We start from the raw sequence: 24,746 nt of genomic DNA, 5'->3' as shown, positions 1-24,746 counted from the left end.
TATAGCATACATTCCCTTGTTTGAAAAGGTAAAAAGAAAAATCAAAAGACTGGAATTTGTGAGAAAAGCCATAAAAGATGATTTTATGGGCATGATTAGGACAAAAAAGACCTAGCTCATTCGGCCAGGGTTTTAGGGAAAACCAGTAGGGAATACTAACCATGGCTATATCATAAAAGGATTCCTAGAGCATATCACAGTTGGTAAGCACACTACAGATACCAATGTACCAAAGAACTGCCCAGGATTGCTAAGTAAAAGATTGAATTAGATAAAGTTATAAAAAATATACACCAACATAAATTAAGCTTACATCATTTGAAAAATAGTTAAGGAGGCGTTTGCTAAATTGGCACTTTTTTAAAAATTTCTATTTTTAATAAAAATTGTTTTGAGAGAATGATTCTTTTTTGTTATAATTATAAAAACCATGTATTTTCGTCTAAGGGGGCGTAACATGAAAAAAATCTCCATTATTTCAGATACCCATGGCTTGCTGCGAGAAGAAGTGAAAAAGGAGTTAAACTCTGCTGATATCATTTTCCATGGGGGGGATGTAAATACCCATGCCCTAGTGGAACAAATCAAATCCTTTGGACAGGCATATATCGTTCGGGGCAATAATGATAAAGAGTGGGCGGCGTATTTGCCCGATTTTTTGAAAGTAAGGGTTGAGGAAGTGTGCTTCTTAATCGTCCATAACAAAAAAGATATTCCCAAGGATTTAACGGGCGTTGACGTAGTGATTTATGGCCATTCCCATAAGTATGAATCAAAGCTGGTGGATGGTATTCTATTTTTAAACCCAGGCAGTTGTGGTAAACGACGCTTTGACCTGGAAATTAGTATTTGCCGTATGGTGGTGGATGGTGAAGACTATGCACATGAAAAAGTTGTGATTATGCCATGATTTATTTTGCATTTTTTTCAAAATGTAAAATGGGTGTGGCGTGAATCCTGAGAGATACCATGGATTTGGGGCAGACAAACCCCCTGAAACCTTTGGAATTTATGGAATATGAGGAATAAGTAAATGAGAATAATCATTTCACCCGCAAAAAAAATGAACATTGATAGCGATAGCTTAGGTATTCGAGGTGTTCCCCGGTTTTTACCCGAAGCCCAAAAAATAAAGCAATGCCTCCAAAGGATGCCCCTCCACAAGCTTCAAGCCCTGTGGCGATGTAATGATGCCATTGCCAAGCTAAACTACCAACGCTTACAGGGGATGGATTTGGAAAAAAACCTAACACCAGCCATTCTTTCCTACGAAGGGATTCAGTATCAATATATGGCGCCTGGGGTGTTTGAGGATGGGCAGTTGGAATTTTTGCAACAACACCTGCGGATATTATCGGGATTTTATGGTATGCTTTGCCCTTTGGATGGCATCGTGCCCTACCGTTTGGAAATGCAGGCAAAGCTTATGGTGGAAGGCAAGAAAAACTTATATGCGTATTGGGGAGATCGTCTCGCAAACCAATTGTCTCAGGAGACGGACTTTGTTCTAAACCTAGCATCGAAGGAATATAGCAAAGGGGTGACGCCCCATCTATTTCATAAAACCCATGTGCTGAACTGTACCTTTGGTGAAGAAAAGGAAGGAAAAGTGGTGGAAAAGGGTACCATGTGCAAAATGGCACGGGGAGAGATGGTAAGATTTTTAGCAGAAAATAAAATTACACATGTTGCTGGTATCAAATCATTTGACCGTCTTGGTTATACTTTTTCCGAAAAACACTCTACAGAAAATCACTTGATATTTATAAAAGGAGGAGAATGAAATGTTAGAAGTGAATACAAAAGCCCCTGATTTTACCCTTCAGGATAAGAATGGAAACCCGGTATCCTTAAGGGATTTTCTAGGGAAAAAGGTTGTGTTATACTTTTATCCAAAGGATAATACCCCTGGCTGTACCCGCCAAGCGTGTGCCTTTGCAAGGAATTATGATGGGTTTCAAAAGCAAAACGTGGTGGTCATTGGCATTAGCAAGGACACTGTGACATCCCATGAAAAATTTGCCCAAAAACATAATTTGCCTTTTATGTTGCTATCCGACCCTGATTTGGTTGCCATTCAGGCCTACGATGTGTGGAAAGAGAAGAAACTCTATGGAAAAGTGGGTATGGGTGTGGTTCGAGGAACCTATGTGATTGATGAGCAGGGACTGATTGAAAAAGTGATGCCAAAGGTAAAACCTGACACTAATGCCCAAGAGATTTTGGAATATCTGCAAGAGAAAAATTGAAGTTACTCTGAAAATAATGTTGTTTCTAGCCGGATGGGAGGTAGTATTATTTTTTCGCAGTTTCATGGCCCTAAGCTGTTGCTTTAATAAAAGCGGTTGAATCATCGGTAGTTCTTTCTTTATATGAAATTTGCATAAATGCAATATAAATGTAATAAATACTTCAAGTTTTCATGCTATAATAGGCCTGCATTATGAAATATTTGGACAAATGAAAGGAGATATCATGAAGAAAAGAGAGTACCTTGTTTTAATGGCATTGTTTGTTGGTACTACTTTACTACCTATGAATGCCTATGCTGCTGGCTATGAGGCGAAAAAAAGCACAGCAACGGTTCAGGTTAATCATACTCCTCGTTCCTTTGAGGCGTACACCGTAAATAATTATAGCTACTTCAACTTGCGTGATGTGGCATTTATCTTAAATAATACGGAAAAGGAATTTTCTGTGGAATGGCAAAAGGAAAATAACGCCGTTGTTTTGAAAACAGGAAAGCCGTATGCCCCCGTAGGAACAGAAATGGGCACTTCTTCTAACCAAGCCACCCAAACCGCCATCCCTGCTACTTCCAAAATAAAGTTGGACGGAGAGGAGATTGAAATGGCGGTATATTTAATCAATGGAAATAACTATTTAAAGCTGAGAGATTTGGGAGAAGCGCTAAACTTTGGTGTTGATTGGAATGATGACACGAAAACAGTGGAAATATCTAGCCAGAAAGGCTATGGCCAACAAGTAGGCATTACCCCCATCAAACCTTGGGAATATCAGAAGATGCTAGGCAAGGGGATGGATGTGGATTGGTCCAAAACAGAGCAGGGGAAAGAAGCATATGACACGAAAGCAGTGGAAGATTTTAAAAAAGCTGGGGTTTCCCATGTTAGGATACGTGTGAAAGATAACGCCGATGAGAATTTATTCAAGTATTTAGATAAGCAAATAGATGATTGTTTGGAGAACGGCTTAATCCCTGTGCTTGCATATCAAGCAGATGAATTTAAGAATGAACCTAGTCAAAACAATATCGATGCGGTTGCAGATTGGTGGTACACCATGGCTCAAAGATATAAAGATAAGTCTTACTTGCTTTCCTTTGACCTTTTGATCGAGGCCACCGATGTATTAAACAAGCAACCAGAAAAACTGAATGAAATATATGAAACGGTGGTTTCTAGGATTCGTGAGGTTAGCCCTGATAGAATTATCATGATTTCTCCAAGGTTGCGTTCTGACTCTCAATATCTAGATGAGCTGAAAATCCCTACCCAGCATAATGGCTATTTGATGGCAGAATGGCATTTCTATGCATCGGGTCCTAGCAAAGATAATGAGCGTAAGCTTTGGACCACTGGCACAGCCCAGGAGAAAAAACGCATTACAGAAATAATTGATTATGCCCTTGCATGGCAAAAGAAAACAGCAATTCCCACTTGGGTAGGGGCATGGATGCCTGGAAATTATAACGATGGGGATGACTATTCAGTGGCAGAACAGATTGAGTTTTCAAAATATATGACAAAACAGCTGGATAAGGCTGGAATTCCCTTTGCGGTCAACTCTGACACAAAGTTTTATGATCGAGAAAAGTGTGCTTGGATTAAAGAAATGGGCCCTGTTTTTGATGCAATATTTCATTAAAATTTAAATTAAGCTAAAAAGGCCATCTATGTTAGGATGACCTTTTTTGTTACACAAAAATTCCTGGGAAAAACAAATTAAACTTGACCAAGGGACAAGTGTGAACACATCACATAGGACAGACATAATATAAAGTAAGAACAAAAGAAAGGATGGCTAATAGCCCCCTAAAGAAGCAATATGTTTGCTTGTGCGTTTAGCAGTGCTTCATGTGAGTTGTTTTCATGGATAGAGCTGAGTACCCGCAAGAAACCTCCTTTTTCACCCTTTCGAGATGAACCCACTTTTAAATTCGTTTTTGTTGGCGATGGGCAAAAACGTAGACATAGGGATGTCTCGAAAGGGTCTTTATTTACCTTTTTTAGTAAAGCTTCAAGGGGAAATAGAAAAACCAGCTTGGAAATTTTTAAATTGATTAGGTTAGAAGGAACCTTTTTGCGCGCAATCAATATGTCCTGCCGCACCAAAGGCTGTCCCACTCCATATAGTGTATTATAATCTCAAAGAAAGTATGGGTGAGCTTCATGAGGGTGCTTGCGGGCTTCTTTACATGTTTTTTTATGATATGTCAAATTTTTACACCACTTTCAGTTTACGCAGGGGATAGGAGATATGAAGGGATTGATGTGAGTGTTTGGCAGGGGGACATTGATTTTACTAAGGTAAAGGAAGCAGGAAAAGATATTGTCTATATCCGGGCTGGCTATGGCATTGCGCAGGACAGGAAATTTCGGGAAAATGCCGAAGGGGCAAAAGCGGCTAAACTGAAACGGGGGTTTTATTTCTATGTAACAGCTCTAAATGTTGCAGAAGCACAAAAACAAGCAAAGTTTTTCGCTGATTTGATCAAGGATGATTCCTATGAGTGTATTCCGGCCGTAGATTTTGAGCAGTTTAGTGGGTTGACAAAGGCGGAAACCAACGATATTGCCATTGCTTTTATCGAAACCTTGGCGGAGCACACAAATACAACCCCTATGTTTTATTCTAGTTCTTATAGAACAGCTTCCCTATGGGAAGATGCACTTACTAGATACCCTTTGTGGGTTGCCAATTATAGTGGAGAGAACATCCCCAAAACAGGCATTTGGCAGAAATGGGTAGGGTGGCAGCATTCAGACAAAGGTGAAGTTTCTGGTATTTCCTGCAAGGTGGATTTAGACTTTTTTACGGAGGATGTTTTTATTGAGAAGCATCAGAATGGGTGTCAAAGAGAATTACCTTTTACCGATGTAAGAGGGGATGAATGGTATTATATGGCTATTTGTAATTTATATGAATCCCATATGGTTTCAGGTGTCAGCAAGACTACATTCGCACCATGGGAGGATGCAAAGCGTGATATGGCAGTGGATGTTTTATATCGTTTAGATGGGCGGCAAGGTGTTTTGAATGCCACAAATTTTAAGGATGTGGCTGAAGGGAAATGGTACTCCCGTGGGATTTTATGGGCAAAGGAAAATAGAATTGCTGTTGGCTATGGGAATGAACTTTATCACCCCCAAAGGGGCATAAAGAGAGAGGAACTGGTGGAGATTTTATACCGCTATGCAAAATTAAAGGGATATGATGTGGCGCTTTTAAAGGATGGCCCCATTTCGAAATTTAGAGACATAGACGAAGCAGAAAAATGGGCTTTTGATGGATTAATGTGGGCCATAGACCGTGGGATTTTGATAGGCACACCCCATGAAACATTGGCACCCAAGGAAATTGCAACCCGTGGGCAGATGGTTGTTATGGTAAATCGGTTCATGTCTGAGTATAAAGTTTGAACATTTATTTGAATCAAAGGGAAAGGTTTATTACACAGAGAGTGTTAAATCAGAAAAAGCGGGATTTATAAAAAATAGGTGATTTTATCACAGACTATAAAGAAATGTATTTTTTGTTGTTTAGCAAAATGAAAGGCGTCATTCAAATTTTACAGGAGATTCAACAGCAGGCAGGGGAGCTGTAAATAGCAAACATTTTTCAGAAAGCATGGGGGGAGTAAGACTCTTCACAATATAAGAAAGTGTAGCTTGCAGGCTATAAAAAAGGTTGTTTTTTCTCATTGATAGGAATTTGGTATTAGAAAGAGCGATAAAACAATAAAAAAACACCCCAAAAACCTTGTGCTTACAAGGTTTTTGGGGATTTCTTTAATTATTCCCACTCTGTGAAAAATGCGTTTTCAGTGGTGTTTTTGGGCTTTTTTGGTAGTTTTAATACCGTATTTCTTTATATTTTCATCTATAAAAAATGGCTTCAAAAATTATTAGTACGTTTTTAGTACGGCGAGATTTTGCAGCTTGTCAGCGACTTCACTTTGCTTATTAGGGTACAAATGGCTATATGTTTGTAACGTGGTTTCAATGTTTTCGTGGCCTAATCTTTCCGATATGAGAAGGGGAGAAAATCCAAGTTCGATTAAGAGTGAAGCGTGGGAATGGCGCAAGTCGTGTATACGAATTTTCTTTACACCAGACTTTTCACAGCCCCTATTCATTTCATGCCTTAAATAGAATTTGGTTACATTAAATAAACGCTCATTTGGTTGATAGTCATATAACATTGTAACATATTCATTGACAAGATCACAGAGGAAAGGTGGAATATTTATTAATCTTTTGCTTTTGGGTGTTTTGGGTTCAAGGGTTAAGTCTTTCCCTTCAAGCCTAGCATAATTTTTGTTAATGCTTAATATACGGTTTTCAAAGTCAAAGTCATTCAATGTAAGGGCTAACAATTCCCCGGAACGAATACCAGTCCAGAACAAAAGAGGAAATACAACTTTTGATATAGGTTTATCATTTACTATTTCTATGAATTTATTATATTCTTCCGTTGTCCAGAACTGCATACTTTCAGCGTTTTTCTTTCCCATACTGCCGCAATCTCTAGCAGGATTGGAAGGGAGCCGGTAATATTTCATGGCATAATTAAAAATGGCTGATAGCTGATTATTTATGGTTTTCAAATAAGTTGGGCTAAAATCGCTTTCATGTGCTAAAAGTTCATTTTGCCATTTTCTCACAGTGGTAGGCGTGATAGTATTAATGGGCATATCTTTGAAGAAAGGCGTTACCTTATGCTTTAATACATATTCTTTATTGCTTAACGTGGTAGGTTTCAAGCGGCTTTTGCAGTCGTCTATATACAGTTCTACCAAGCTACCAAAAGCCATATCACAGGAACCTTCTTCTTTGTGGAGAAATTCGCGCTCAAAAGCCTTTGCTTCACGTTGGGTTTTGAAACCCTCTTTTTTCTTTTGTTTGCGGTTTCCTTGCCAGTCTTTATAATAAAACTTGCAGTACCAAGTATTTAATGTTTCATTCTTATAAACAGGCATAAAACAAGGCCTCCTTTTATATTTAGGTGTAGTAATTTCTACGGCCTTGTGATATACTTTAAATGGCTAAAAGTGGTTGAAAAGACCGCAATTTATGAAGTCCTTCCTGTTGTCGCAGGAGGGGCTTTTTTTCGTTTTTGGAAGAAAGTATTGCTAATTTTGTGCTGTCCCCTTTAATAAAAACTATTTATCTTTTTCATTATTAGTTGGAGTGTCCAGTTTTGGACTGCCCTCTGTATCTTCATTGAACAATTCCGGAAACATTTCCATATATTCGTTCTTAGTGAAGCTGTCCCATGGCTTTGTATATCTACTCATTTGTGCCAAATCTGTTGCAAACGCTATAACTTCCTCTCTGCCCCGGACATTAAGAGCGTCAAACGCTCGTGTAATTTGTTTTAAGTGCCTTTTATAGGTAATGTCAATTACTGTATCCCCGTTTTGGTCTACTGTCACCTTTGCACTTTCACCCCAAAACAAGCTTTCCGGCGGTACATCTAGTTTGTCTGCTATTTTTTGAAGGGTATCAGGATCCACCCTGGAACTATCTCTTTTTGTAATTGAGTAAAGTGTATTTTTTGATATTCCAGTTTCTCCAGAAAGCCATACCAAAGTTTTATTCTTTTCTTTTAGAAGCTTTTTAATGTTCGAACCAACTCCCAAAATAAACACCTCCTTTAACTCTATTAAAACATAATCTATCCAAAATTTCAATAAAATTAGTGCGTTTGAAAAAAATATTTTAACGAATTGTTGACAAATAGTGCGTTAGCACTTATAATCTAAGTATATTAGTGCAAATGAAAGATTGAAGGAGGTAAAAATTATGCGTTTGGACGAAATTAAGCTTGCTGTTATCATGGCAAAAAAGAAACTCAACTTAACACAGCTTGCAGCATTGAGCGGCATTTCAAGGGCTACACTTAGTTTGGCGAAAGCAGGCAAGCGAATTAAGCCAGATACAGCCGCCATTATTGCACAGGCTTTAGGCGTTGATGTATCAGAAATCATTGAATAAAAATTTTTTAAGACATATTTAGTCCCACTGGGACAATGAAAATTTATAACTTTATTTTGCTATTGGTGATTGTGGACATATTTGCTACAATGCTAAACAAGAAAAATAATAGACCATAAAAGAGAGGAGAATTTATATGAAAGAAATCAAAACACAGCAGGAGAACAGCAATTCTAGATTTGTAACAGCCGAGGAAGTGGCGGAGATTTGGGGCATTAGTTTATCAACAGCATACCGCATGATCCGCAGCCTAAACAAAGAACTTGAAGCGAAAGGCTTTTTGACAATCGCCGGCAAAGTTTCACGTCGGTATTTCGAAGAGAAGGTTTGTCTGTAATTACGTTACAAAGGGTAGGGGGGTGAACAAAATAGAAATTTCAGAAATTTTGGAAAGGTTCAGCGGTGCAAAGAAAATTGGTGCTGACAGGTGGCAAGTTAAGTGTCCAGTCCATGACGATAAGCAAGCAAGCCTTACTATTAGTAAAGAGAAGGGAAAAATATTGTTTCATTGTCACGCAGGCTGCGAAACTGAAAATATACTTCAAGCGGCAGGGCTTTCATGGGCTGATATTGGAGAGGGGAAAACTCCCCAGACGTGGAAAGAAAAGCTTGAAGCGTGGAAGGGAAAACCTATTGAAGCGGTTTATAATTATAACGATGCAAAGGAAAAGTACCTATATTCTAAAGTTAGATTTGCAGGGAAAGAAATCATTTTTGGGAAAATCAATGAAGATCACAGCTTTTTCAATACAGGGATAGGAGAAACGCCACGCGTACTATATAACCTTAATTCAGTTATTAAGGCCGTAAATGGTGGGTATCCTGTTTACTACTGCGAGGGTGAAAAAGACTGCGATACGCTGCGAGAAATGGGCTTTGCAGCCACTACCGCAGGAAGTGTGAGCGATTGGAAGCCAGAGTTTGCAAAGTTTTTCATTGGTGCAAGGGTGATTATTCTTCCCGATAATGATGAGCCAGGCTTTAAACTTAAAGACGAGGTTTTGAGAGATTTGAAAAATTATGCTCACGCTACAAAGGCGGTAATCACTTCCCAGGCTGAAAAGGGAGATATTACCGACTACATAAAAGAAGGGTATACAAAGGCGGATTTTCAAGAACTCGTTAAGGAAACAGAGTGGAAGTATGCACCATGGATACAGGCAGGCAAAAACGGCTTGCGAGTGAACGAAGGTATTCTTGCGAAAAGCGTTGAGCAGTCAATGGAATATATTATTTTACGCAAGGCAGGCGTTGAAGTGGACAAGTTTTGTCTTTATGTGGATGGTGTTTACAAAGAATGTAGGCGGCCAGAAATTAAAGCCTATATAAGAAAATACCTTCCCGATAGTTTAGTTAAGGATGCCATTTTAAACAATGTATACAATTTGCTGCTTTCTTCCGAAGGTAAAGTAAAAACCTTTGAAGCTGTGAATAGTAATGAAAGGTATATCAATCTAAAAAATGGGATTCTTGACACAATAGGCTTTAAACTTATTCCTCATTCCCCGAAGAATCTAAGTACAATACAGCTTAACTGCAATTTTAACGAAAACGCCCCAGAGCCTAAACATTGGCTAAAGTATATTAATGATTTGTGTACGGTGTGCGGTGTAGTAGATCATGAACGCGTTGCAGTTCTCCAAGAATGGGTAGGCTTGATTTTATCTAATTATTCCGTTTACAGGGTGAAACAATCCTTATGCCTTTATTCGTCACTAGGGAACACAGGCAAGTCAATTTTCCCTAAGCCTTTAATCGCAATACTAGGCGCGGAAAATACGAATAACGTTCCGATGCAAAACCTAAGCGATAGGTTCGCACTGGCTGACATATACGGACGGCGGCTTATTGTTACAGGCGACCAGAAAGGCAACGATATTGAGGACAGCAGCACCTATAAAGAATTAACCGGTGGGGACTATGTTCGCTGTGAAATGAAGGGAAAGGGCGGCTTTAACTTTCTTTTTACCGGTGGAATAGTTTCAATTTGTAATGATTTACCCTCTTTTAAGGGCGACAAGGGAACACATTTGTTTGAACGATTTAATTTAATAAAGTGTACCAATGTTATTCCCCATGAAAAAAGAGATAAAACCCTTGAAATGAAGATATTGAACGAATTGGACGGTGTTTTCATGTGGGGACTAGAAGGCCTTAAAAGGTTATTGAAAAATCAATTCTGCTTTACACAGTGTAAGGCCAATGAGGAAGCCATTTCCGAATGGCGAGCGGTACAGGATACCTTTTATTCCTTCTTGATTGAAAACTGCGAGCTTACAGGCGATACCAAAAGTGATCGCATTAAGAAAACAGAATTAGAAAAAGCCTACCGGGATTGGTGCGAAGATAAGGAAATTGAAGGATTAAATTCAAAAAACATTCAAGCTAGAGCAGAGAAGAACGGCATAGAGTGTGGCGTGTATTATGGTTACCAATACTACAAAGGCGTGCAATATAGGTTTGATAGCAAATACTTTAAACCGCCTGCAATGGCACAAGTTGGGTTGAAAACTGCTAATTAACGTTACAAAAGGTAAGTGGGCAAAAGTGGATAAAAAGTGGATAAAAAGTGTTTTTTTAAAAGTCCTATAAACCCCACAAAATCAACGTTTTTTACAAGTTTATTATAAACAAGTGGATAAAGTGACTATAAAATTATAGGAAAAATATTTTAAATGGAATAGCCTATAAATATCGCGTGTTTTTATATTAACGTAAATATTATAAAAGGACTTCCGAAAACACCCACTTTTTCCACTTGAAAAACAGAAACGCCGAGAAATCAAGGTTTTCAGAGGTTTTGAAACTCACTGAATATTCACTGGAAAGCCACTTGAAACTCACTGGAAAATCACTTTTAAAAAATCATAAAGGAGAGTTGAAAAATGGAAGATGTATTGAAAAGCGCAAAGAAAGCTTGTAGCGAAGTTGAAAAGAAATATTTTGGGAAACGTGGTGCCAGTATAACAGTTGCCGAAATACGAGAATTTTTTAACCTGGTATCGAGTGATACATGTGAAGGAATTTGTATGATTTTTAACTATGGTTTCATGAAAGGCGTACGGTATCAGCAGGCGCAGGAGAAGAAGAAGGCTAAAATTCAAAACTAATTAGAGGGGGTTTGAATGTGATTCGCAAAAAACAGGAAGAAGAAGCAAAGAAATATTTAAAAGCCATGATTGACGAGTTAAACCCTGCACAGGTGAGAGTGGTTCTTGCCTTTGCTAGTGGTGCTAGAGCAAGCGGAAAAGGAAATTAAGGCTATGGGAACTTACAGCGATCCATTCAGCAAGGCAGCTGCATTTTGGAATAAATTTTATCCACTCTTACAATCAACCAGAGGCAGCGAGGAGTATTGGGATTATGTGGCGGAAATGGGAGAGTATTTCATAGGCGAAACGGAACAGAAATTATTCGTTTTGTTGGTGGATGAACTGGAAAAACGGTACCATATAAAACAAGCTTAAAGTGCTATGAAATTGACTTTAACCACAAAATATGGTATAATTAAATTAAATAATCACAACATATGCGTTTTGATGTCACTAAAAAGTGTTTCCGAAGCGAGGGGGTAGGCTATTGCCAAAATCAAGAACGAAAACAAGAAACAACAAAAAGATGGAACAATTACTGTCTTTAAAGAATGTGTATGGGTTCAAAGACCTCACGCCATTTGAAGCAGTCTTACATATTAGACAAGAGCAGGAGCGGAGAAAGAGGTGCGGACATGAAATGTAAGTACATAGAAATGAAATACGGGGAAGATTTTTATAATGTTGAGGTAAAGAGGAGTACATTGTTTCCAGAATTTTTAGAGGTAGTTACTCGTTCGGGACAAAGGCTATTTATTAATACAGCCGACATTTTCTCAATATATCCCGACGATCATAATGAACCATTGAGAGGGTGAGTAAAATTAACGTATTCCAAAAGATTTTTAAAGGCAGAACGCCGCCGCCTACCGTTGAGAGAGCCGAACTCATAAACGGCTACAATGCAGTATTTACGGCCTGGAGTGGTGATGCGTATGCAAACGATATTTACAGGGGTGCCATTGATGCAATCGCCAGAAATGCGGCGAAGTTGAAAGGTTCTCATGTTGTTAGGTATCAAGACCATACAAAGGTTGACGGAGATTGTAGGCTTAACAGGCTGCTACAAATTCAGCCTAACCCCTACATGAGTGCATTTGATATGATCTATAAGCTTGTTACTCATTACTTTTTGTATAACAATGCTTTTGCATATCTCCAAAAAGACGAGCGTGGACAGATAAAAGGGATTTTCCCCATAAGGGCATTAAATGCTGAATTTTTAAGCGATGGTATAGGCGAACTATATTGTCGCTTTTTGTTTGGGAACGGTAAGGAAGTTACTTTACCTTATACCGATATTATCCATTTACGCCGCAACTTCAATGATAATGATTTGTTAGGGGATGCAAATACCGCTTTAATGCCTGCTTTAGAGTTGGCGCATACCCAAAATGAAGGTATATCCAATTCAATCAAAAGTAGTGCCAACATAAGGGGTATTTTGAAGTTTACCCAGATCATGGCACCGGAGAAGCTGAAAGAGGAAAAGGACGCTTTTATCAATGATTATTTGCAGATTGCCAATAACGGCGGCATTGTTGCAACGGATCAGAAAACGGAATATATTCCTATCACTGTGAACCCTGCAACCATTGACGATAAGCAAATTCAAGCAATTAAAACTAAAATTTATGATTATTTGGGAGTGTCTGAAAAAATCGTAAATAGCAGTTATACAGAGGATGAATGGGCGGCGTTCTATGAAAGTACCATTGAGCCTATGGCCGTACAAATGGGGCTAGAATTTACCAGGAAGATTTTTAACGACCGCGAGCAAGCTTTTGGGAATTGTGTAATTTTTGAAAGTGGCCGTTTACAGTTTAGCAGCAATGCTACAAAGGTGAATTTAATTGCACAGCTTATGCCTTTTGGGTTGCTTACCGTCAACCAGGCATTGGAAATTTTGAACCTTCCAGGCGTGGAAGATGGCGACAAGCGTTTACAGACTTTGAATGTAGTTGATGCACAAAACGCGAATACATACCAATTAGGGGGTGGCAATAATGGAAAAATTGGTTGAAATTATTCAACAGATTGAAAAAGACTTGGAAGAAACCGAAGAAACAGGGGTGGAAGAATGAAAGAATTACGAATTTGCGAAATAAGAGCAGAAGCACCGGCAGGAGCGGACAGCCTTATATTAGAGGGCTTACCGATTGTTTACAATCAGCCCACCATGATAAACGATCCGGCAGGAAAGTATATCGAAATTATAAGAAGTGGGGCGTTGGATGATGCGGATTTGTCCGATGCAAGGCTTTTGTATAACCACGATCTTAGTAAGGTACCATTAGCAAGAACGCCAAAAACAATGCAATTCATTAGAGATGCGGCAGGGTTGAAAATGGTTGCAAGTTTACCGGATACAGCAGAAGCAAGAAGCGTACATACGGCAGTACAACGCGGCGATTTATCCGGAATGAGTTTTGCTTTTAAAGTACCGGCAGGCGGCGACCGATACGATCCAAACACCAACACAAGGGAGATTCTCAAAATTGAAAAGGTCTATGAGGTGAGCATTACGCCATATCCTGCCTACCCACAAACAAGCGTTGAAGCAAGAGCCGCAATAAAGGCTGTAAACGATCCGTTAAAGATAGCCGCAAAAATCAAAATCAATCAAATATTAAAAAGGAGTGTTTAATTATGAAATTTAAAAATATCGCAGAAGCTTTTAATCATTACATGAACAGCACAGTAGCAGACATTGAAAAAAGAGCGGCAGAGATCGCCAATATTATTGATACTGATGCCGGCGCAGACATTGCAAGCCTTAACATTGAATTAGACGGCTTAAAACAAGCTAAAGCAAATGTTGAGCAAAGAGCAGCTACACAGGCCGCAGGATTTAACCCTATTACCGGCATGAGTTTTGAAACAAGAGCAAGTCAGGAAGCAACAGAGGGCGACGTTTTCGCAAGTACAGAATATCGTACAGCGTTTTTCAAAAGCCTTTTAGGCCAGAAATTGACAACGTTTGAAGATGCAGCTTTTCAGCGTGCTATGGGTATTGTGGAAGCTGAAAAAAGAGCGGATGCCTTTAATACTGTAACAAGTGCGGCGGCTGTCCTTCCTACTGCAACACTTAATGAGGTTGTGAAAAAAGCGCGTACTATGGGCGGCTTGCTTTCCGTTTGTAGAGGTTTCAATATTCCTTCCAAGATTGCCGTACCTGTGGGAACTCCTGCATCTAAAGCGGCATGGCATACAGAGGGTACAGCAGTAGCAAGTGAGACAAATACAGTCGCAACAGTAGCCTTTAATGGTTATGAGATTTTAAAAGTATTTTCTATCAGTGCGGCAGCTAAGAAAATGAGCATTGCAGCATTTGAAAGCTACATGATTGATGAACTTACAAATTGCGTTATGGAATGTATTGCAGATGGCCTTGTAAATGGTACAGGAACAAATCAAGGTACAGGCATTCTTACAGGTATTGCATGGGATGCCACAAATAGTACGACTTTTGGAAAAACAGCAGGCCTTAAATATGCCGATTGTGTAAAAGTGGTAGGTATGCTTAAAAGAGGTTATGCAGCAGGTGCAAAATGGGCTATGAATAACGCTACACTTTATAACCTATTCTATGGCCTTGTTGATACCAACGGCAGACCAATTTTTATTACTGATCCAAAGGCGGAAAGTATCGGTAAAATTTTAGGGTTTGAAGTTGTAATTGACGATAACCTTGCGGATGAAGTTATCTTGTTTGGTAACTTCTCTTACATGGGATATAACATTCCAGAGGGTATTATTATTGAAGTATCCAGAGAAAGTAGCTTTAAGTCCGGTTTGATTGATTATAGAGCAATGGCAGTAGCAGACTGCAAACCTATTGTTTCCGAAGCGTTTGTTAAGCTTACAAGAGCAACAGCATAAGGGGCTGATTTAATGCTTACTATTAATGAAGCAAGGGACTTCCTACGGTTAGACGGCACTGACAACGATGTTATTATATCGTCGTTGTTGGATGCCATTCCAGGATATATAGAAGTCAGTACAGGTATGTCAGTAGCACAGCAGAACATTGAACCATTAGCCAAGACAGTAGCTAAGTTTATACTGCAACTTTGGTATAATGCGGAGCAGTCAGACAGCGATAAGTTACAGCGAACCATTGATGGACTTTTCAAGGCTCTTTCTGTGATGGCAAGAACACCTACCATTTAGGAGATTATGAGATATGGCAAAGGACTATGCGAAAGGCTTTTACAATAGCAGACGTTGGAAGGATACACAGGCGGCATATATGGCAAGCCAACACTATATATGTGAACGTTGTGGAAGTATGGCGCGTATAGTCCACCATATCAAGTATATTTCACCAAGCAATATAAATGATCCAAATATTACTTTAAGTTGGGACAACCTAGAAGCATTATGTATTGATTGCCACAATAAAGAACATATGTGTTCTAGTAGTTGTGTAGAAGGTGTTACCTTTGATAAGGACGGCAACCTTATATACAACCATTAATTTATGAATTGATATAGTGTTATGCCTTTGTATAGAATAACCCTCTTTCTTTTTCTGTTGTTTATACATTTCCATTAAACGAGTACGGAAATTCCGTATCAGTTTAAATGAAACACTATCCTTTGATGTTTTCCTAAAATGTAAAACATAAATACAAAGGCATACCAGTACACCAATACCCCCCAGGTACAATATAATTATAACTCTTAGGACACCGAGAAGGGGAGGTCAAGAAGCCCCTCCAAGGGTTTGTACATGAGGGGGAGTTAAGACAACCAACAAAACAATCAAAAATGAGGTGATTTATTTTGAAGATACAACAAGATGCAAACGTTTGCTTAGATATGAAGCAACTTAAAAAAATGATTAAACAAATACCGGAAGATCGGAAGCCCATAGCAGAAAAGCTTGCAAAAGAAATTGTTTTCATGGCTGAAACTTTGGACGAATTAAAGGACACTGTGAAAGAACGTGGTGCGGTTGATTTATTTGAGCAAGGCAAGCAAAAATTCATGCGTGAAAGCCCTGCTTTAAAAGCCTATAATACCACGATACAGCGGTATAGTTTGCTTTATAAGCAATTCACCGACCTATTACCCAAGCAGACACAGGACAACACAGACAGCGCGCTATATGAGTTTATAAAGCGAGGTTAAGCCTATGAATTATATCCTTGAATATTGGCAGTCAATACAAGAAGGAAGTTGTACGGTATCCAACAGGGTAAGAAAAACATATGAAAAGCTTGTATTCGATATAAACAACCCAGTTGGTGACTTTGTTTTTGACGAGAGCCGCGCAAACAAGCCTATTCGCTTTATAGAGCAGTTTTGCAAGCATTCTAAAGGGGAATGGGCAGGAAAGCCGGTTACTTTGGAACTATTCCAAAAGGCTTATATAGCCGCCTTATTTGGGTTCATACATAAAGAAACAGGGCTACGAAAATATAAAGAAACTATGTTTATGGTTGCCAGAAAAAATGGTAAAAGTACCATGCTTGCAGGGATTGCCCTTTATATGCTAATTGCAGATAATGAACCAGGCGCGGACGTATTCGCAACAGCCACAAAGAAAGACCAGGCAAGAATTATATTTGATGAAACCCATAATATGATAAAGCAAAGCCCAGACTTAAACAAATACATTAAGAAGCGCAAAACAGATTTGTATTTTCCTTTGTCTATGGGTAAATTTCAGCCGTTAGGGAAAAACAGCGACACATTAGACGGCTTAAATGCTCATTGTGTTATTATGGACGAATTGCACAGCGTGAAAGATAGAAACCTATATGAAGTAATGAAGCAGAGCCAGAGCGCAAGGCGGCAGCCGTTATTAATTATGATAACCACAGCCGGAACCGTTAGAGAGTGTATTTTTGATGATATGTATGCCTATGCTTGCGGCGTTACAGATGGCACTTTTAAAGACGATACGTTTTTACCAGTTATCTATGAATTGGACAGCCGGGCAGAATGGGCGAACCCTAAGGCATGGGAGAAAGCCAACCCAGGATTGGGAAGTATTAAAAAGGTTTCCGACCTTGTAGAAAAGGTTGAACGTGCCAAAAATAACCCCAAAGATTTAAGCGGTATTTTGGTAAAGGATTTCAATATCCGCGATACAATCAGCACCGCATGGCTTAGTTTTGACGATATAAACAACGAAAAAACTTTTGATATTTCACGCTTTAAAAACTGCTACGCAATAGGTGGAGCCGATTTGAGTATAACAACGGATTTAACTTGTGCTACCCTCTTAATGATGGATAAAGACACACAGGAACGCTTTATTACTCAAATGTATTGGTTACCTCGTGACAGCTTTGAAAAGCGTGTACAGCAGGATAAAATACCCTATGACAAGTGGCTTGACAGGGGGCTTTTAAGGCTATGCAACGGCAATAGTATTAATTATGGTGATGTTACTTCATGGTTTTTAGAAATGGTAAATGACTATGGAATAACCCCGGCATGGATTTACTACGATAGCTACTCAGCTAAGTATTGGGTTGAGGAAATGGAAAACAACGGCTTTAAAATGGTACGCTGCATCCAGGGGGCAAAAACTTTGAGCCTGCCAATGCAAATGCTAGGGGCTGACTTGCAATCGAAAAAAATCAATTACAATAATAACCCAATTTTAAAATGGTGTTTAACTAATACAGGCATACAGACAGATAGAAACGGAAATATAGTTCCTATTAAAAATCAGTCTGCAAAACAGCGTATAGACGGTACGGCAAGTTTGCTTGATTCTTACGTTGGACTATATGAACACTTTTCCGAGTTTGTAAATGCTTTATAAGGGGGAGAAAATACATGGTAAAAAAGTTGAAAGATAAAAAGATCGAACTTTTTAAAAAGGAATATATAGAGGACGATATAGGACAACAAAGGCTAGTTCTTTCAAATATAACGCCTTCCCCTATATGGGCTTATTTTAGGCAACTATCTGGGCAAGAATATTTTGCAGCGGCAAGTACACAAGCAACGGAAGAAGTCCTTTTTACTATAAATTGGCGTAATGATATTGATACATATATACAAGTCAAGTTTAGAGGAAAGTTTTACAACATTACAAGAATAGATTCGTTTGAAGGAAATAAAACGGATTTGAATTTGTACTGTAAATTAGGTAGATAGTCGATAGGGTGCGTTATTTGGGTGTGTGGTGTTTTGCCACATACCTATTTTTTTTAGAATTGGAGTGGGGACATTTGACCAATGAAGAATTAGCTAAGCAAATTAAAGACGGCCACAGCGAGTTAATACCGGCACTTTGGAACCAGGTTGAAAAGTTTATTAAGTTATATGTCAATAAGTATATGGTCGAAAAAGCCGGCCTTTTCCAGAGGGCAGGCGTTACCTTTGATGATTTGTACCAAGAGGGCTATTTTGCTTTATTGGATGCAATAAAAGCCTATGACACAACCACAGAAAACAAGTTGCTTTCCTATATAAAGTACCCACTTCTTAACCGTTTTAACGGCGTTGTGGGACTTAGGACGGCAGGCGGTAGGAATAACCTTCTCAATACTTCAATAAGCCTAGACAAGCCTTTAAAAAGTGACGAAGAAGGGCTTGTGTTTGGGGATACATTAGAGAGCGTGGAAGCTAATTATAAAATGGAAAGCGTAATTGAAAAAGAGTATTTGAAAAAGCTGCATGATGATTTGGGAAAATGCCTTGATATGCTCGATCCATTACAAAAAGAAGTTATCCAAGGGAAATACTATTCAGATAAGACGGTTAAAGAAATAGCCGATACAGCAGGCTTGACCTATTCTAAGACACGAGATATTGAGGTAAAGGCACTTTCTACCATGAGAAGAAAACGAGCCTATAAGGAATTGTTAGAGCCGTACAGGATGGATATAATTAATTCCTACGGATATAGAAGCAGTTTTTCAGCGTGGAAAAATACTCATACCAGTTCTACGGAAAGGGCGGTTTTGATGTTATCGAAATTAGATAAATTAATCTAAGGGAAAAAAGTAGTACGTTTTTAGTACGTTTTCAAAATAAAAACCCCTACAAACCCAGTAAAATCAAGGTGTGCAGGGGTTGACTTTTTTATTCCCACTCAATAGTTGCAGGTGGCTTGGAAGTAATATCATACACGATACGGTTGATATGCTTTACTTCATTTACAATACGAACGCTCACACGATCCAACACGTCGTAAGGGATGCGTGCCCAGTCAGCGGTCATAAAGTCTGTGGTTGTAACACCACGAAGTGCAACGGTATAGTCATAGGTTCTAAAGTCACCCATAACACCAACAGAACGTACGTCTGTGATAACAGCAAAATACTGGTTGATGCTACGATCTAATCCGGCATTCGCAATTTCTTCACGGAAGATAGCATCGGCTTCCCTTAAAATTGCCAATTTGTCTTCGGTTACTTCACCGATAACACGAATGCCTAAGCCAGGGCCGGGGAAAGGCTGACGCCAAACAAGGTTTTCAGGCAGACCAAGTTCAATACCCATTTGACGTACCTCGTCTTTAAAAAGCAAACGCAAAGGTTCAATCAATTCTTCAAAGTCCACTACGGAAGGTAAACCGCCAACGTTGTGGTGAGATTTGATGACAGCGGAATCCCCTAAGCCACTTTCGATTACGTCGGGGTAGATTGTTCCCTGAACCAAATACTGAACTTTGCCTATTTTTTTGGCTTCATCTTCAAAAACACGAATAAATTCTTCGCCTATTGTTTTTCTTTTTGCTTCGGGCTCTGTGATGCCTTTCAGCTTATTCAAGAAACGCTCCTGGGCATTGGCACGAACAAAGTGGGAATCAAAGAAGCCGTCAAACACAGCTTCAACTTCGTCGCCTTCGTTTTTACGCATCAAGCCATGGTCAACAAATACGCAAGTTAACTGTTTGCCAATTGCCTTGGAAACCAATGCAGCAACAACGCTGGAGTCGACACCGCCAGAAAGGGCACAAAGTGCTTTGCCATCACCAACTTTTTCACGAATTTTCTTAATCTGGTCTTCTATATAGTTTGTCATAGTCCAATCACCACTGCACTGACAAACTTCATATAAGAAGTTATGAATCATATCGGTGCCTTTTGGGGTATGATTAACTTCAGGATGGAACTGAACGCCATAAAAGCCTTTATCTGGGCACTCAATGGCAGCGGCAGGACAAGTTGCCGTTTTTCCCACTATGCGGAAGCCTTCGGGAAGGTCTGTAACGAAGTCTGTATGGCTCATCCAGCAGATTTCTTTTTCATCGATTCCCTTAAGGAGTTTGCTGCTTGTATCGAAAGTAACTTCCGTTTTGCCGTATTCGCTTTTTTCATGGGCATTGCCCACTTTGCCGCCCAAAGTGTACGCCATTAATTGGCAGCCATAGCAAATACCTAAAACAGGAACACCTAATTGGAAAATGGCGGGATCGCAATGGGGTGATTTTTCATCATACACACTATTGGGTCCTCCGGTGAAAATGATACCTTTGGGATTTTTTGCCTTGATTTCTGCAATAGGCTTATTCCAAGGCATGATTTCACAATATACATGATGTTCTCTGACACGGCGTGCAATCAGCTGGTTATACTGGCCGCCAAAGTCTAATACGATAATCATTTCGTGGTTCATCATTAACCTCCATAAAAAATTTCATTATGATCCGTTCTTTTGAAAAGAAAAGCCGTCGAAAGACTCCGACGACAGGTTCTTTGTTTATATTAGCATAGCCCACAAATATTGACAAGAGAAAAAACCTATGAAATAAGCTGTTTTCTTCCCATAATCTTTGTGGAGTATACAAAAGGAACCCGTTGACAGGTTTACTTTACTTTGCTATCATTTTAAAGTCGTTGTCAATTTTTATTATGATTCATATGTCATCATTTTATTTACTAAGGAGGGGAAAACATGGGTTTTTTCGAAAAATGTTTTAAATTAAAACAAAATAATACAACTATGAAAACCGAAATTCTTGCTGGTTTAACTACATTCATGACAATGGCATATATTCTTGTAGTAAACCCAAGCATATTAAGCACCACTGGCATGGACGCAGGCGCCCTTTTAACTGCAACTTGTATTGCCTCTGCATTGGGTACAATGTTTATGGCGTTTTTTGCCAACTATCCCTTTGCACTGGCTCCGGGCATGGGGTTAAATGCATACTTTGCCTATACCGTTTGTGGCCAGTATGGTTACGGGTGGGAAGTTGCATTGGCAGCAGTATTCATTGAGGGTCTTATCTTTATTTTACTTTCTGCTGTTAATGTTAGAGAGGCCATCTTCAACGCAATACCTACCAACATGAAAAAAGCAACAAGCGTTGGGATTGGTATGTTTATTGCTTTTATCGGCTTGCAAAATTCCGGCGTTATTGTTGCAGATCCCGTTGTTTGTGTGGCTTTGGGAGATATCAAAAATATATCCGTTGCCTTATCTTTAGTCGGTATTATTATTACCTTAGCTCTGGTTATCAAAAGAGTAAAGGGCGCTTTGTTCCTAGGTATTATCTTAACTTGGATTTTGGGTATTATTTGTCAGCTGACAGGAATTTATGTGGTTGATATTGAAGCGGGTATGTATTCTTTGATTCCTCAGGGTATCATTTCAATGCCACCTAGCATTGCGCCAATCGCAATGAAAATGAGCTTTGAAGGAATTCATATTCTTGATTTCATTACAGTTATTTTTGCTTTCTTGTTTGTTGATTTATTTGATACATTAGGCACTTTGATTGGTGTTTCCTCCAAGGCTGGCTTTATTGATAAAAACGGTAAATTGCCTCGCATCAAAGGCGCGCTATTTGCCGATGCTGTTGCCACCACTTGTGGTGCTGCCTTGGGTACATCCACAGTTACCACTTTCGTAGAAAGTGCTTCCGGGGTAACTGACGGTGGGCGAACAGGTATGACTGCCTTTACAACGGCAATTTTGTTTTTGATTGCCTTGTTGTTTTCACCCATTTTAACAACCATCCCTTCTTTTGCAACGACACCGGCGTTGGTGGTTGTGGGGCTGTTTATGGTTGAAAATATCAGAGATATTGAATTTGGCGATTATACTGAAGGTTTCCCTGCATTTATGACAATCCTTATGATGGTTGTTGCATATAGCATTTCCGAAGGTTTGGTTTTTGGTGTAATTTCTTATGTTTTGTTAAAACTGCTTAGTGGCAGAAGCAAGGATTTGAACCCAGTTATTGTAATCATAGGTATCTTGTTTTTCTTTAAGCTTATTTTAGGTTAAACCAAAAGTCTGTCACGGTTTCTGGTGGCAGGCTTTTTTTATGCTTATTTTTACTGTTTCCATTGGTAAAGACATAAAATAATAAGCAGTAGGAACAAAATAATGGGAAAAATAAAATGTTGTTGTTTCTTGTCGAGAATGCATCTATAATATGCCTTAGGGTTTTAACAATATGAATGGTTCAGAAAGGCGGATATACATGAAAAACTTATTGGTTGCCCAATCGGGTGGGCCATCGGCAGCAATTAATGCAACTTTATGTGGTGTGGTTGAAAAATGCTTTGCAGATAGAAATATTGACAAGGTATACGGTGCAAAGAACGGGATTGTAGGGATTTTGGCGGATAAAATCATTGAGCTGAATCCTTTGCTTTCCGACCCCGAAGCGTTGCAGCTTTTGTGCCAGACACCTTCCTCTGCGTTGGGCTCTTGCAGAATGAAACTATCCCATTGGGAGGAAAGCACCTTTGAATATGAAAAAATAATCTCCACGTTCAGAAAGTATAACATTGGATATTTTATCTATATCGGCGGGAACGACTCCATGGATACGGTGCAAAAACTTGCCGCTTATTGTAAATTAAATAAAATTGACGATATTTGTATTGTAGGTGCGCCAAAAACCATTGATAACGATCTGATGGAAACAGATCATTGCCCTGGTTTTGGTTCTGCTGCAAAATATATTGCCACTACGTTATCTGAAATTGCTTGCGATTGTAATGTATATGCTGTGCCTGCTGTAACCATTGTTGAAATAATGGGGCGTGATGCGGGCTGGTTAACGGCTTCATCAGCTTTGGCAAAAATAAATGGGGATAGTGCCCCCGACTTAATTTATCTTTGTGAAAAGCCTTTTTCAGTGGAAAGATTTTTGCAGGATATTAGGCAGAAGCTGGCAGAAAAGCACGCTGTGGTTGTTGCAATCAGCGAGGGTGTGAAGAACGAAGATGGTATCTACATTACGGAAAGCTTGCAGGATGAAACAACCGACGCCTTTGGACACAAAATTTTGGCGGGTGTTGGTACATTTCTGGAAGAAACCGTACGCCAGGAAATTGGCTGTAAGGTAAGAAGTGTGGAGCTTAACTTGATGCAGCGATGTGCATCTCATGTGGCAAGTGCTTCTGATATTTACGAGTCAAAACTTTTGGGTTCGGCTGCGGCCGACTATGCCATTTCTGGAGGAACGGGAAAAATGGCAGCATTAAAAAGAACATCCTCAAAGCCATATCGCTTTGAAATCCAGTTTGTAGAGATTGATAAGATTGCAAACCATGTGAAGGAAGTACCCCTTGAATGGATTCATGAAGATGGCAATGATGTTACCCAAGAAATGATTGACTATTTGTTACCTTTGATTCAAGGTGAGTTGCCTTGCACATATAAAAATGGGGTACCCGTGCATATCAGATTAAATGAAGAATGAATTGGGCATGACTGGAATGAGAGCGAGAGAAGGGGAACATTCCTTAGGTTTTCATGGAAAGGTAAATTTAAGTCATAGCTTGCCCTAGCTGAAGGGGGTTTTTTTCAGCGCAAAAAAAGGTATTTCAAAGATTTAGGTGTTTTTGTATAAAATTTTCCAAAAGAGTACATACTTTTTTTGAGGTGGATTATTATGAAGAAAAAAGTTGTATTCATGGCCCTTGCCGGCTTTTTTCTATCGTTGGGACTAGGCTACTTCTTTTCTGTGGATAATCAAGAAAAGCAAACTCTTCCAACGCATGAGGAGTCTGTGCAGGTTGGAAAGAGGGAAGTGACTGTGAAAAAAGAAGGTAAAATTCTTTACCAGTATTATTATACAAAAGATGCCATAACAAAAGAAGTGGAAGAGCCTGTTCCTGACTTTTTGGAGGGTCTGAACAGAGAGCAAATGCAAAGCATTTATAACGGATGGCAAATTGTCTATTTTTCCCCGGAAAAAGTAATATTGCGGTGTTCTGTGGAGGGGAAAAGCAGCGAGGTATTTTTGCTAAAAGAACATGAGGGGTTCCTGGCAGTGTTTGTGGAGGATATTGATAAAAAGATGAGGCTAAAAGAATTAACGGATGTGCCTGTGTCTGTGTTGCCTGAAACAGAACGCAACCAATTGGCAGAGGGGATCAGTGTGCTGGGTGAGGAAAATCTGGTGAGATTATTGTCCGATTTTACAAGCTGATTTTTGTTAATTTTTCAGTATTTTTAGCTAGACATTTTTTGTCCC

28 protein-coding genes are annotated in these 24,746 nt (G+C 39.2%); 25 read left to right on the top strand and 3 right to left on the bottom strand.

Annotated features, from left to right (window positions below):
- The first annotated feature begins 457 nt into the window (after positions 1-457).
- The 5 genes from ABVZ64_RS00565 (at position 458) to ABVZ64_RS00545 (ending at position 5,663) form a co-directional block, all read left to right on the top strand.
- The gene (locus ABVZ64_RS00565; protein ID WP_352399114.1) at positions 458-910 is read left to right on the top strand and encodes a metallophosphoesterase family protein; all 453 of its coding nucleotides are present in this window, start codon (positions 458-460) and stop codon (positions 908-910) included.
- A gap of 123 nt (positions 911-1,033) precedes the next feature.
- Complete coding sequence (yaaA, locus tag ABVZ64_RS00560; RefSeq protein ID WP_352399113.1) at positions 1,034-1,783, top strand: peroxide stress protein YaaA; 750 nt, start codon at positions 1,034-1,036, stop codon at positions 1,781-1,783.
- A gap of 1 nt (position 1,784) precedes the next feature.
- Positions 1,785-2,249, top strand: a complete 465-nt coding sequence (gene bcp / locus ABVZ64_RS00555) for a thioredoxin-dependent thiol peroxidase (protein WP_352399112.1) — start codon at positions 1,785-1,787, stop codon at positions 2,247-2,249.
- 226 nt (positions 2,250-2,475) lie between these two features.
- Positions 2,476-3,888, top strand: coding sequence for a cellulase family glycosylhydrolase (locus ABVZ64_RS00550; RefSeq protein ID WP_352399111.1), 1,413 nt, complete (start codon positions 2,476-2,478; stop codon positions 3,886-3,888).
- A 626-nt stretch (positions 3,889-4,514) separates the two neighbouring features.
- Positions 4,515-5,663 (top strand): GH25 family lysozyme, encoded by a 1,149-nt coding sequence (locus tag ABVZ64_RS00545; RefSeq protein WP_352399110.1) that lies wholly within the window; start codon positions 4,515-4,517, stop codon positions 5,661-5,663.
- 485 nt (positions 5,664-6,148) lie between these two features.
- Here the strand turns inward: ABVZ64_RS00545 and ABVZ64_RS00540 are convergent, their stop codons facing one another.
- Together ABVZ64_RS00540 and ABVZ64_RS00535 are read right to left on the bottom strand one after the other, a co-directional pair.
- Positions 6,149-7,222 carry a site-specific integrase gene (locus tag ABVZ64_RS00540; RefSeq protein WP_352399109.1) on the bottom strand — a complete coding sequence of 358 codons (1,074 nt, stop codon included), beginning with the start codon at positions 7,220-7,222 and terminating at the stop codon, positions 6,149-6,151.
- Between the two features lie 183 nt (positions 7,223-7,405).
- Positions 7,406-7,885 carry a helix-turn-helix domain-containing protein gene (locus tag ABVZ64_RS00535; RefSeq protein WP_352399108.1) on the bottom strand — a complete coding sequence of 160 codons (480 nt, stop codon included), beginning with the start codon at positions 7,883-7,885 and terminating at the stop codon, positions 7,406-7,408.
- A gap of 163 nt (positions 7,886-8,048) precedes the next feature.
- Here ABVZ64_RS00535 and ABVZ64_RS00530 point away from each other — a divergent pair, with 163 nt between their 5' ends.
- From ABVZ64_RS00530 to ABVZ64_RS00450, 17 genes are all read left to right on the top strand, one after another.
- Positions 8,049-8,240, top strand: coding sequence for a helix-turn-helix domain-containing protein (locus ABVZ64_RS00530; protein WP_352399107.1), 192 nt, complete (start codon positions 8,049-8,051; stop codon positions 8,238-8,240).
- A 136-nt stretch (positions 8,241-8,376) separates the two neighbouring features.
- The gene (locus ABVZ64_RS00525) at positions 8,377-8,577 is read left to right on the top strand and encodes a helix-turn-helix domain-containing protein (RefSeq protein ID WP_352399106.1); all 201 of its coding nucleotides are present in this window, start codon (positions 8,377-8,379) and stop codon (positions 8,575-8,577) included.
- A gap of 22 nt (positions 8,578-8,599) precedes the next feature.
- Positions 8,600-10,762, top strand: coding sequence for a phage/plasmid primase, P4 family (locus ABVZ64_RS00520; RefSeq protein WP_352399105.1), 2,163 nt, complete (start codon positions 8,600-8,602; stop codon positions 10,760-10,762).
- Positions 10,763-11,125: 363 nt separating this feature from the next.
- A complete protein-coding gene (locus ABVZ64_RS00515; protein WP_352399104.1) occupies positions 11,126-11,350 on the top strand; it encodes a hypothetical protein in 225 nt (74 codons plus the stop codon).
- A 17-nt stretch (positions 11,351-11,367) separates the two neighbouring features.
- A complete protein-coding gene (locus tag ABVZ64_RS00510; RefSeq protein WP_352399103.1) occupies positions 11,368-11,499 on the top strand; it encodes a hypothetical protein in 132 nt (43 codons plus the stop codon).
- A gap of 4 nt (positions 11,500-11,503) precedes the next feature.
- Entirely contained in the window at positions 11,504-11,707 is a 204-nt protein-coding gene (locus tag ABVZ64_RS00505; protein ID WP_352399102.1) for a hypothetical protein, read from the top strand.
- 112 nt (positions 11,708-11,819) lie between these two features.
- Complete coding sequence (locus ABVZ64_RS00500) at positions 11,820-11,978, top strand: hypothetical protein (protein WP_352399101.1); 159 nt, start codon at positions 11,820-11,822, stop codon at positions 11,976-11,978.
- Entirely contained in the window at positions 11,968-12,150 is a 183-nt protein-coding gene (locus tag ABVZ64_RS00495; protein ID WP_352399100.1) for a hypothetical protein, read from the top strand. The genes ABVZ64_RS00500 and ABVZ64_RS00495 overlap by 11 nt, the downstream gene beginning before the upstream one ends.
- Positions 12,147-13,355 carry a phage portal protein gene (locus ABVZ64_RS00490; RefSeq protein ID WP_352399099.1) on the top strand — a complete coding sequence of 403 codons (1,209 nt, stop codon included), beginning with the start codon at positions 12,147-12,149 and terminating at the stop codon, positions 13,353-13,355. Before ABVZ64_RS00495 ends, ABVZ64_RS00490 begins: the two co-directional genes overlap by 4 nt.
- Positions 13,356-13,412: 57 nt before the next feature.
- A complete protein-coding gene (locus tag ABVZ64_RS00485; RefSeq protein WP_352399098.1) occupies positions 13,413-13,979 on the top strand; it encodes an HK97 family phage prohead protease in 567 nt (188 codons plus the stop codon).
- A gap of 2 nt (positions 13,980-13,981) precedes the next feature.
- The gene (locus ABVZ64_RS00480) at positions 13,982-15,214 is read left to right on the top strand and encodes a phage major capsid protein (protein WP_352399097.1); all 1,233 of its coding nucleotides are present in this window, start codon (positions 13,982-13,984) and stop codon (positions 15,212-15,214) included.
- 12 nt (positions 15,215-15,226) lie between these two features.
- Positions 15,227-15,505 (top strand): head-tail connector protein, encoded by a 279-nt coding sequence (locus tag ABVZ64_RS00475; protein ID WP_352399096.1) that lies wholly within the window; start codon positions 15,227-15,229, stop codon positions 15,503-15,505.
- A 13-nt stretch (positions 15,506-15,518) separates the two neighbouring features.
- Positions 15,519-15,812 (top strand): HNH endonuclease, encoded by a 294-nt coding sequence (locus ABVZ64_RS00470; protein WP_352399095.1) that lies wholly within the window; start codon positions 15,519-15,521, stop codon positions 15,810-15,812.
- Positions 15,813-16,120: 308 nt separating this feature from the next.
- Complete coding sequence (locus ABVZ64_RS00465) at positions 16,121-16,468, top strand: hypothetical protein (protein WP_352399094.1); 348 nt, start codon at positions 16,121-16,123, stop codon at positions 16,466-16,468.
- 4 nt (positions 16,469-16,472) lie between these two features.
- A complete protein-coding gene (locus tag ABVZ64_RS00460) occupies positions 16,473-18,116 on the top strand; it encodes a terminase large subunit (RefSeq protein WP_352399093.1) in 1,644 nt (547 codons plus the stop codon).
- A gap of 14 nt (positions 18,117-18,130) precedes the next feature.
- A complete protein-coding gene (locus tag ABVZ64_RS00455) occupies positions 18,131-18,454 on the top strand; it encodes a phage head closure protein (protein ID WP_352399092.1) in 324 nt (107 codons plus the stop codon).
- A 74-nt stretch (positions 18,455-18,528) separates the two neighbouring features.
- Positions 18,529-19,296, top strand: coding sequence for a sigma-70 family RNA polymerase sigma factor (locus ABVZ64_RS00450; protein WP_352399091.1), 768 nt, complete (start codon positions 18,529-18,531; stop codon positions 19,294-19,296).
- An 88-nt stretch (positions 19,297-19,384) separates the two neighbouring features.
- On the opposite strand, the gene guaA is transcribed toward ABVZ64_RS00450, so the two are convergent.
- Entirely contained in the window at positions 19,385-20,923 is a 1,539-nt protein-coding gene (guaA, locus tag ABVZ64_RS00445; protein ID WP_352399090.1) for a glutamine-hydrolyzing GMP synthase, read from the bottom strand.
- A gap of 279 nt (positions 20,924-21,202) precedes the next feature.
- On the opposite strand from guaA, the gene ABVZ64_RS00440 reads away from it, so the two are divergent.
- The 3 genes from ABVZ64_RS00440 to ABVZ64_RS00430 all read left to right on the top strand — a co-directional run bounded on the left by ABVZ64_RS00440 (position 21,203) and on the right by ABVZ64_RS00430 (position 24,701).
- Positions 21,203-22,540 carry an NCS2 family permease gene (locus tag ABVZ64_RS00440; protein ID WP_352399089.1) on the top strand — a complete coding sequence of 446 codons (1,338 nt, stop codon included), beginning with the start codon at positions 21,203-21,205 and terminating at the stop codon, positions 22,538-22,540.
- Between the two features lie 199 nt (positions 22,541-22,739).
- Positions 22,740-23,969, top strand: coding sequence for a 6-phosphofructokinase (locus ABVZ64_RS00435; RefSeq protein WP_352399088.1), 1,230 nt, complete (start codon positions 22,740-22,742; stop codon positions 23,967-23,969).
- A 192-nt stretch (positions 23,970-24,161) separates the two neighbouring features.
- Positions 24,162-24,701, top strand: coding sequence for a hypothetical protein (locus ABVZ64_RS00430; RefSeq protein WP_352399087.1), 540 nt, complete (start codon positions 24,162-24,164; stop codon positions 24,699-24,701).
- The last annotated feature ends 45 nt before the right edge of the window (positions 24,702-24,746 follow it).

The organism is Anaerotignum sp. (assembly GCF_040307045.1).
Classification (GTDB): Bacteria; Bacillota; Clostridia; order Lachnospirales; family Anaerotignaceae; genus Chakrabartyella.
The sequence above is the reverse complement of the archived record's forward strand: the minus strand, read 5'-3'. Positions and strand labels throughout refer to the sequence as shown.

Bases quoted from the DNA above. Each gene is read 5' to 3' on its own strand.
- ABVZ64_RS00565 (WP_352399114.1), top strand. From the start codon at position 458: ATGAAAAAAATCTCCATTATTTCAGATACCCATGGCTTGCTGCGAGAA.
- yaaA (WP_352399113.1), top strand. From the start codon at position 1,034: ATGAGAATAATCATTTCACCCGCAAAAAAAATGAACATTGATAGCGAT.
- bcp (WP_352399112.1), top strand. From the start codon at position 1,785: ATGTTAGAAGTGAATACAAAAGCCCCTGATTTTACCCTTCAGGATAAG.
- ABVZ64_RS00550 (WP_352399111.1), top strand. From the start codon at position 2,476: ATGAAGAAAAGAGAGTACCTTGTTTTAATGGCATTGTTTGTTGGTACT.
- ABVZ64_RS00540 (WP_352399109.1), bottom strand. From the start codon at position 7,222: ATGCCTGTTTATAAGAATGAAACATTAAATACTTGGTACTGCAAGTTT.
- ABVZ64_RS00530 (WP_352399107.1), top strand. From the start codon at position 8,049: ATGCGTTTGGACGAAATTAAGCTTGCTGTTATCATGGCAAAAAAGAAA.
- ABVZ64_RS00525 (WP_352399106.1), top strand. From the start codon at position 8,377: ATGAAAGAAATCAAAACACAGCAGGAGAACAGCAATTCTAGATTTGTA.
- ABVZ64_RS00515 (WP_352399104.1), top strand. From the start codon at position 11,126: ATGGAAGATGTATTGAAAAGCGCAAAGAAAGCTTGTAGCGAAGTTGAA.
- ABVZ64_RS00505 (WP_352399102.1), top strand. From the start codon at position 11,504: ATGGGAACTTACAGCGATCCATTCAGCAAGGCAGCTGCATTTTGGAAT.
- ABVZ64_RS00495 (WP_352399100.1), top strand. From the start codon at position 11,968: ATGAAATGTAAGTACATAGAAATGAAATACGGGGAAGATTTTTATAAT.
- ABVZ64_RS00485 (WP_352399098.1), top strand. From the start codon at position 13,413: ATGAAAGAATTACGAATTTGCGAAATAAGAGCAGAAGCACCGGCAGGA.
- ABVZ64_RS00480 (WP_352399097.1), top strand. From the start codon at position 13,982: ATGAAATTTAAAAATATCGCAGAAGCTTTTAATCATTACATGAACAGC.
- ABVZ64_RS00475 (WP_352399096.1), top strand. From the start codon at position 15,227: ATGCTTACTATTAATGAAGCAAGGGACTTCCTACGGTTAGACGGCACT.
- ABVZ64_RS00470 (WP_352399095.1), top strand. From the start codon at position 15,519: ATGGCAAAGGACTATGCGAAAGGCTTTTACAATAGCAGACGTTGGAAG.
- ABVZ64_RS00460 (WP_352399093.1), top strand. From the start codon at position 16,473: ATGAATTATATCCTTGAATATTGGCAGTCAATACAAGAAGGAAGTTGT.
- ABVZ64_RS00455 (WP_352399092.1), top strand. From the start codon at position 18,131: ATGGTAAAAAAGTTGAAAGATAAAAAGATCGAACTTTTTAAAAAGGAA.
- guaA (WP_352399090.1), bottom strand. From the start codon at position 20,923: ATGAACCACGAAATGATTATCGTATTAGACTTTGGCGGCCAGTATAAC.
- ABVZ64_RS00440 (WP_352399089.1), top strand. From the start codon at position 21,203: ATGGGTTTTTTCGAAAAATGTTTTAAATTAAAACAAAATAATACAACT.
- ABVZ64_RS00435 (WP_352399088.1), top strand. From the start codon at position 22,740: ATGAAAAACTTATTGGTTGCCCAATCGGGTGGGCCATCGGCAGCAATT.
- ABVZ64_RS00430 (WP_352399087.1), top strand. From the start codon at position 24,162: ATGAAGAAAAAAGTTGTATTCATGGCCCTTGCCGGCTTTTTTCTATCG.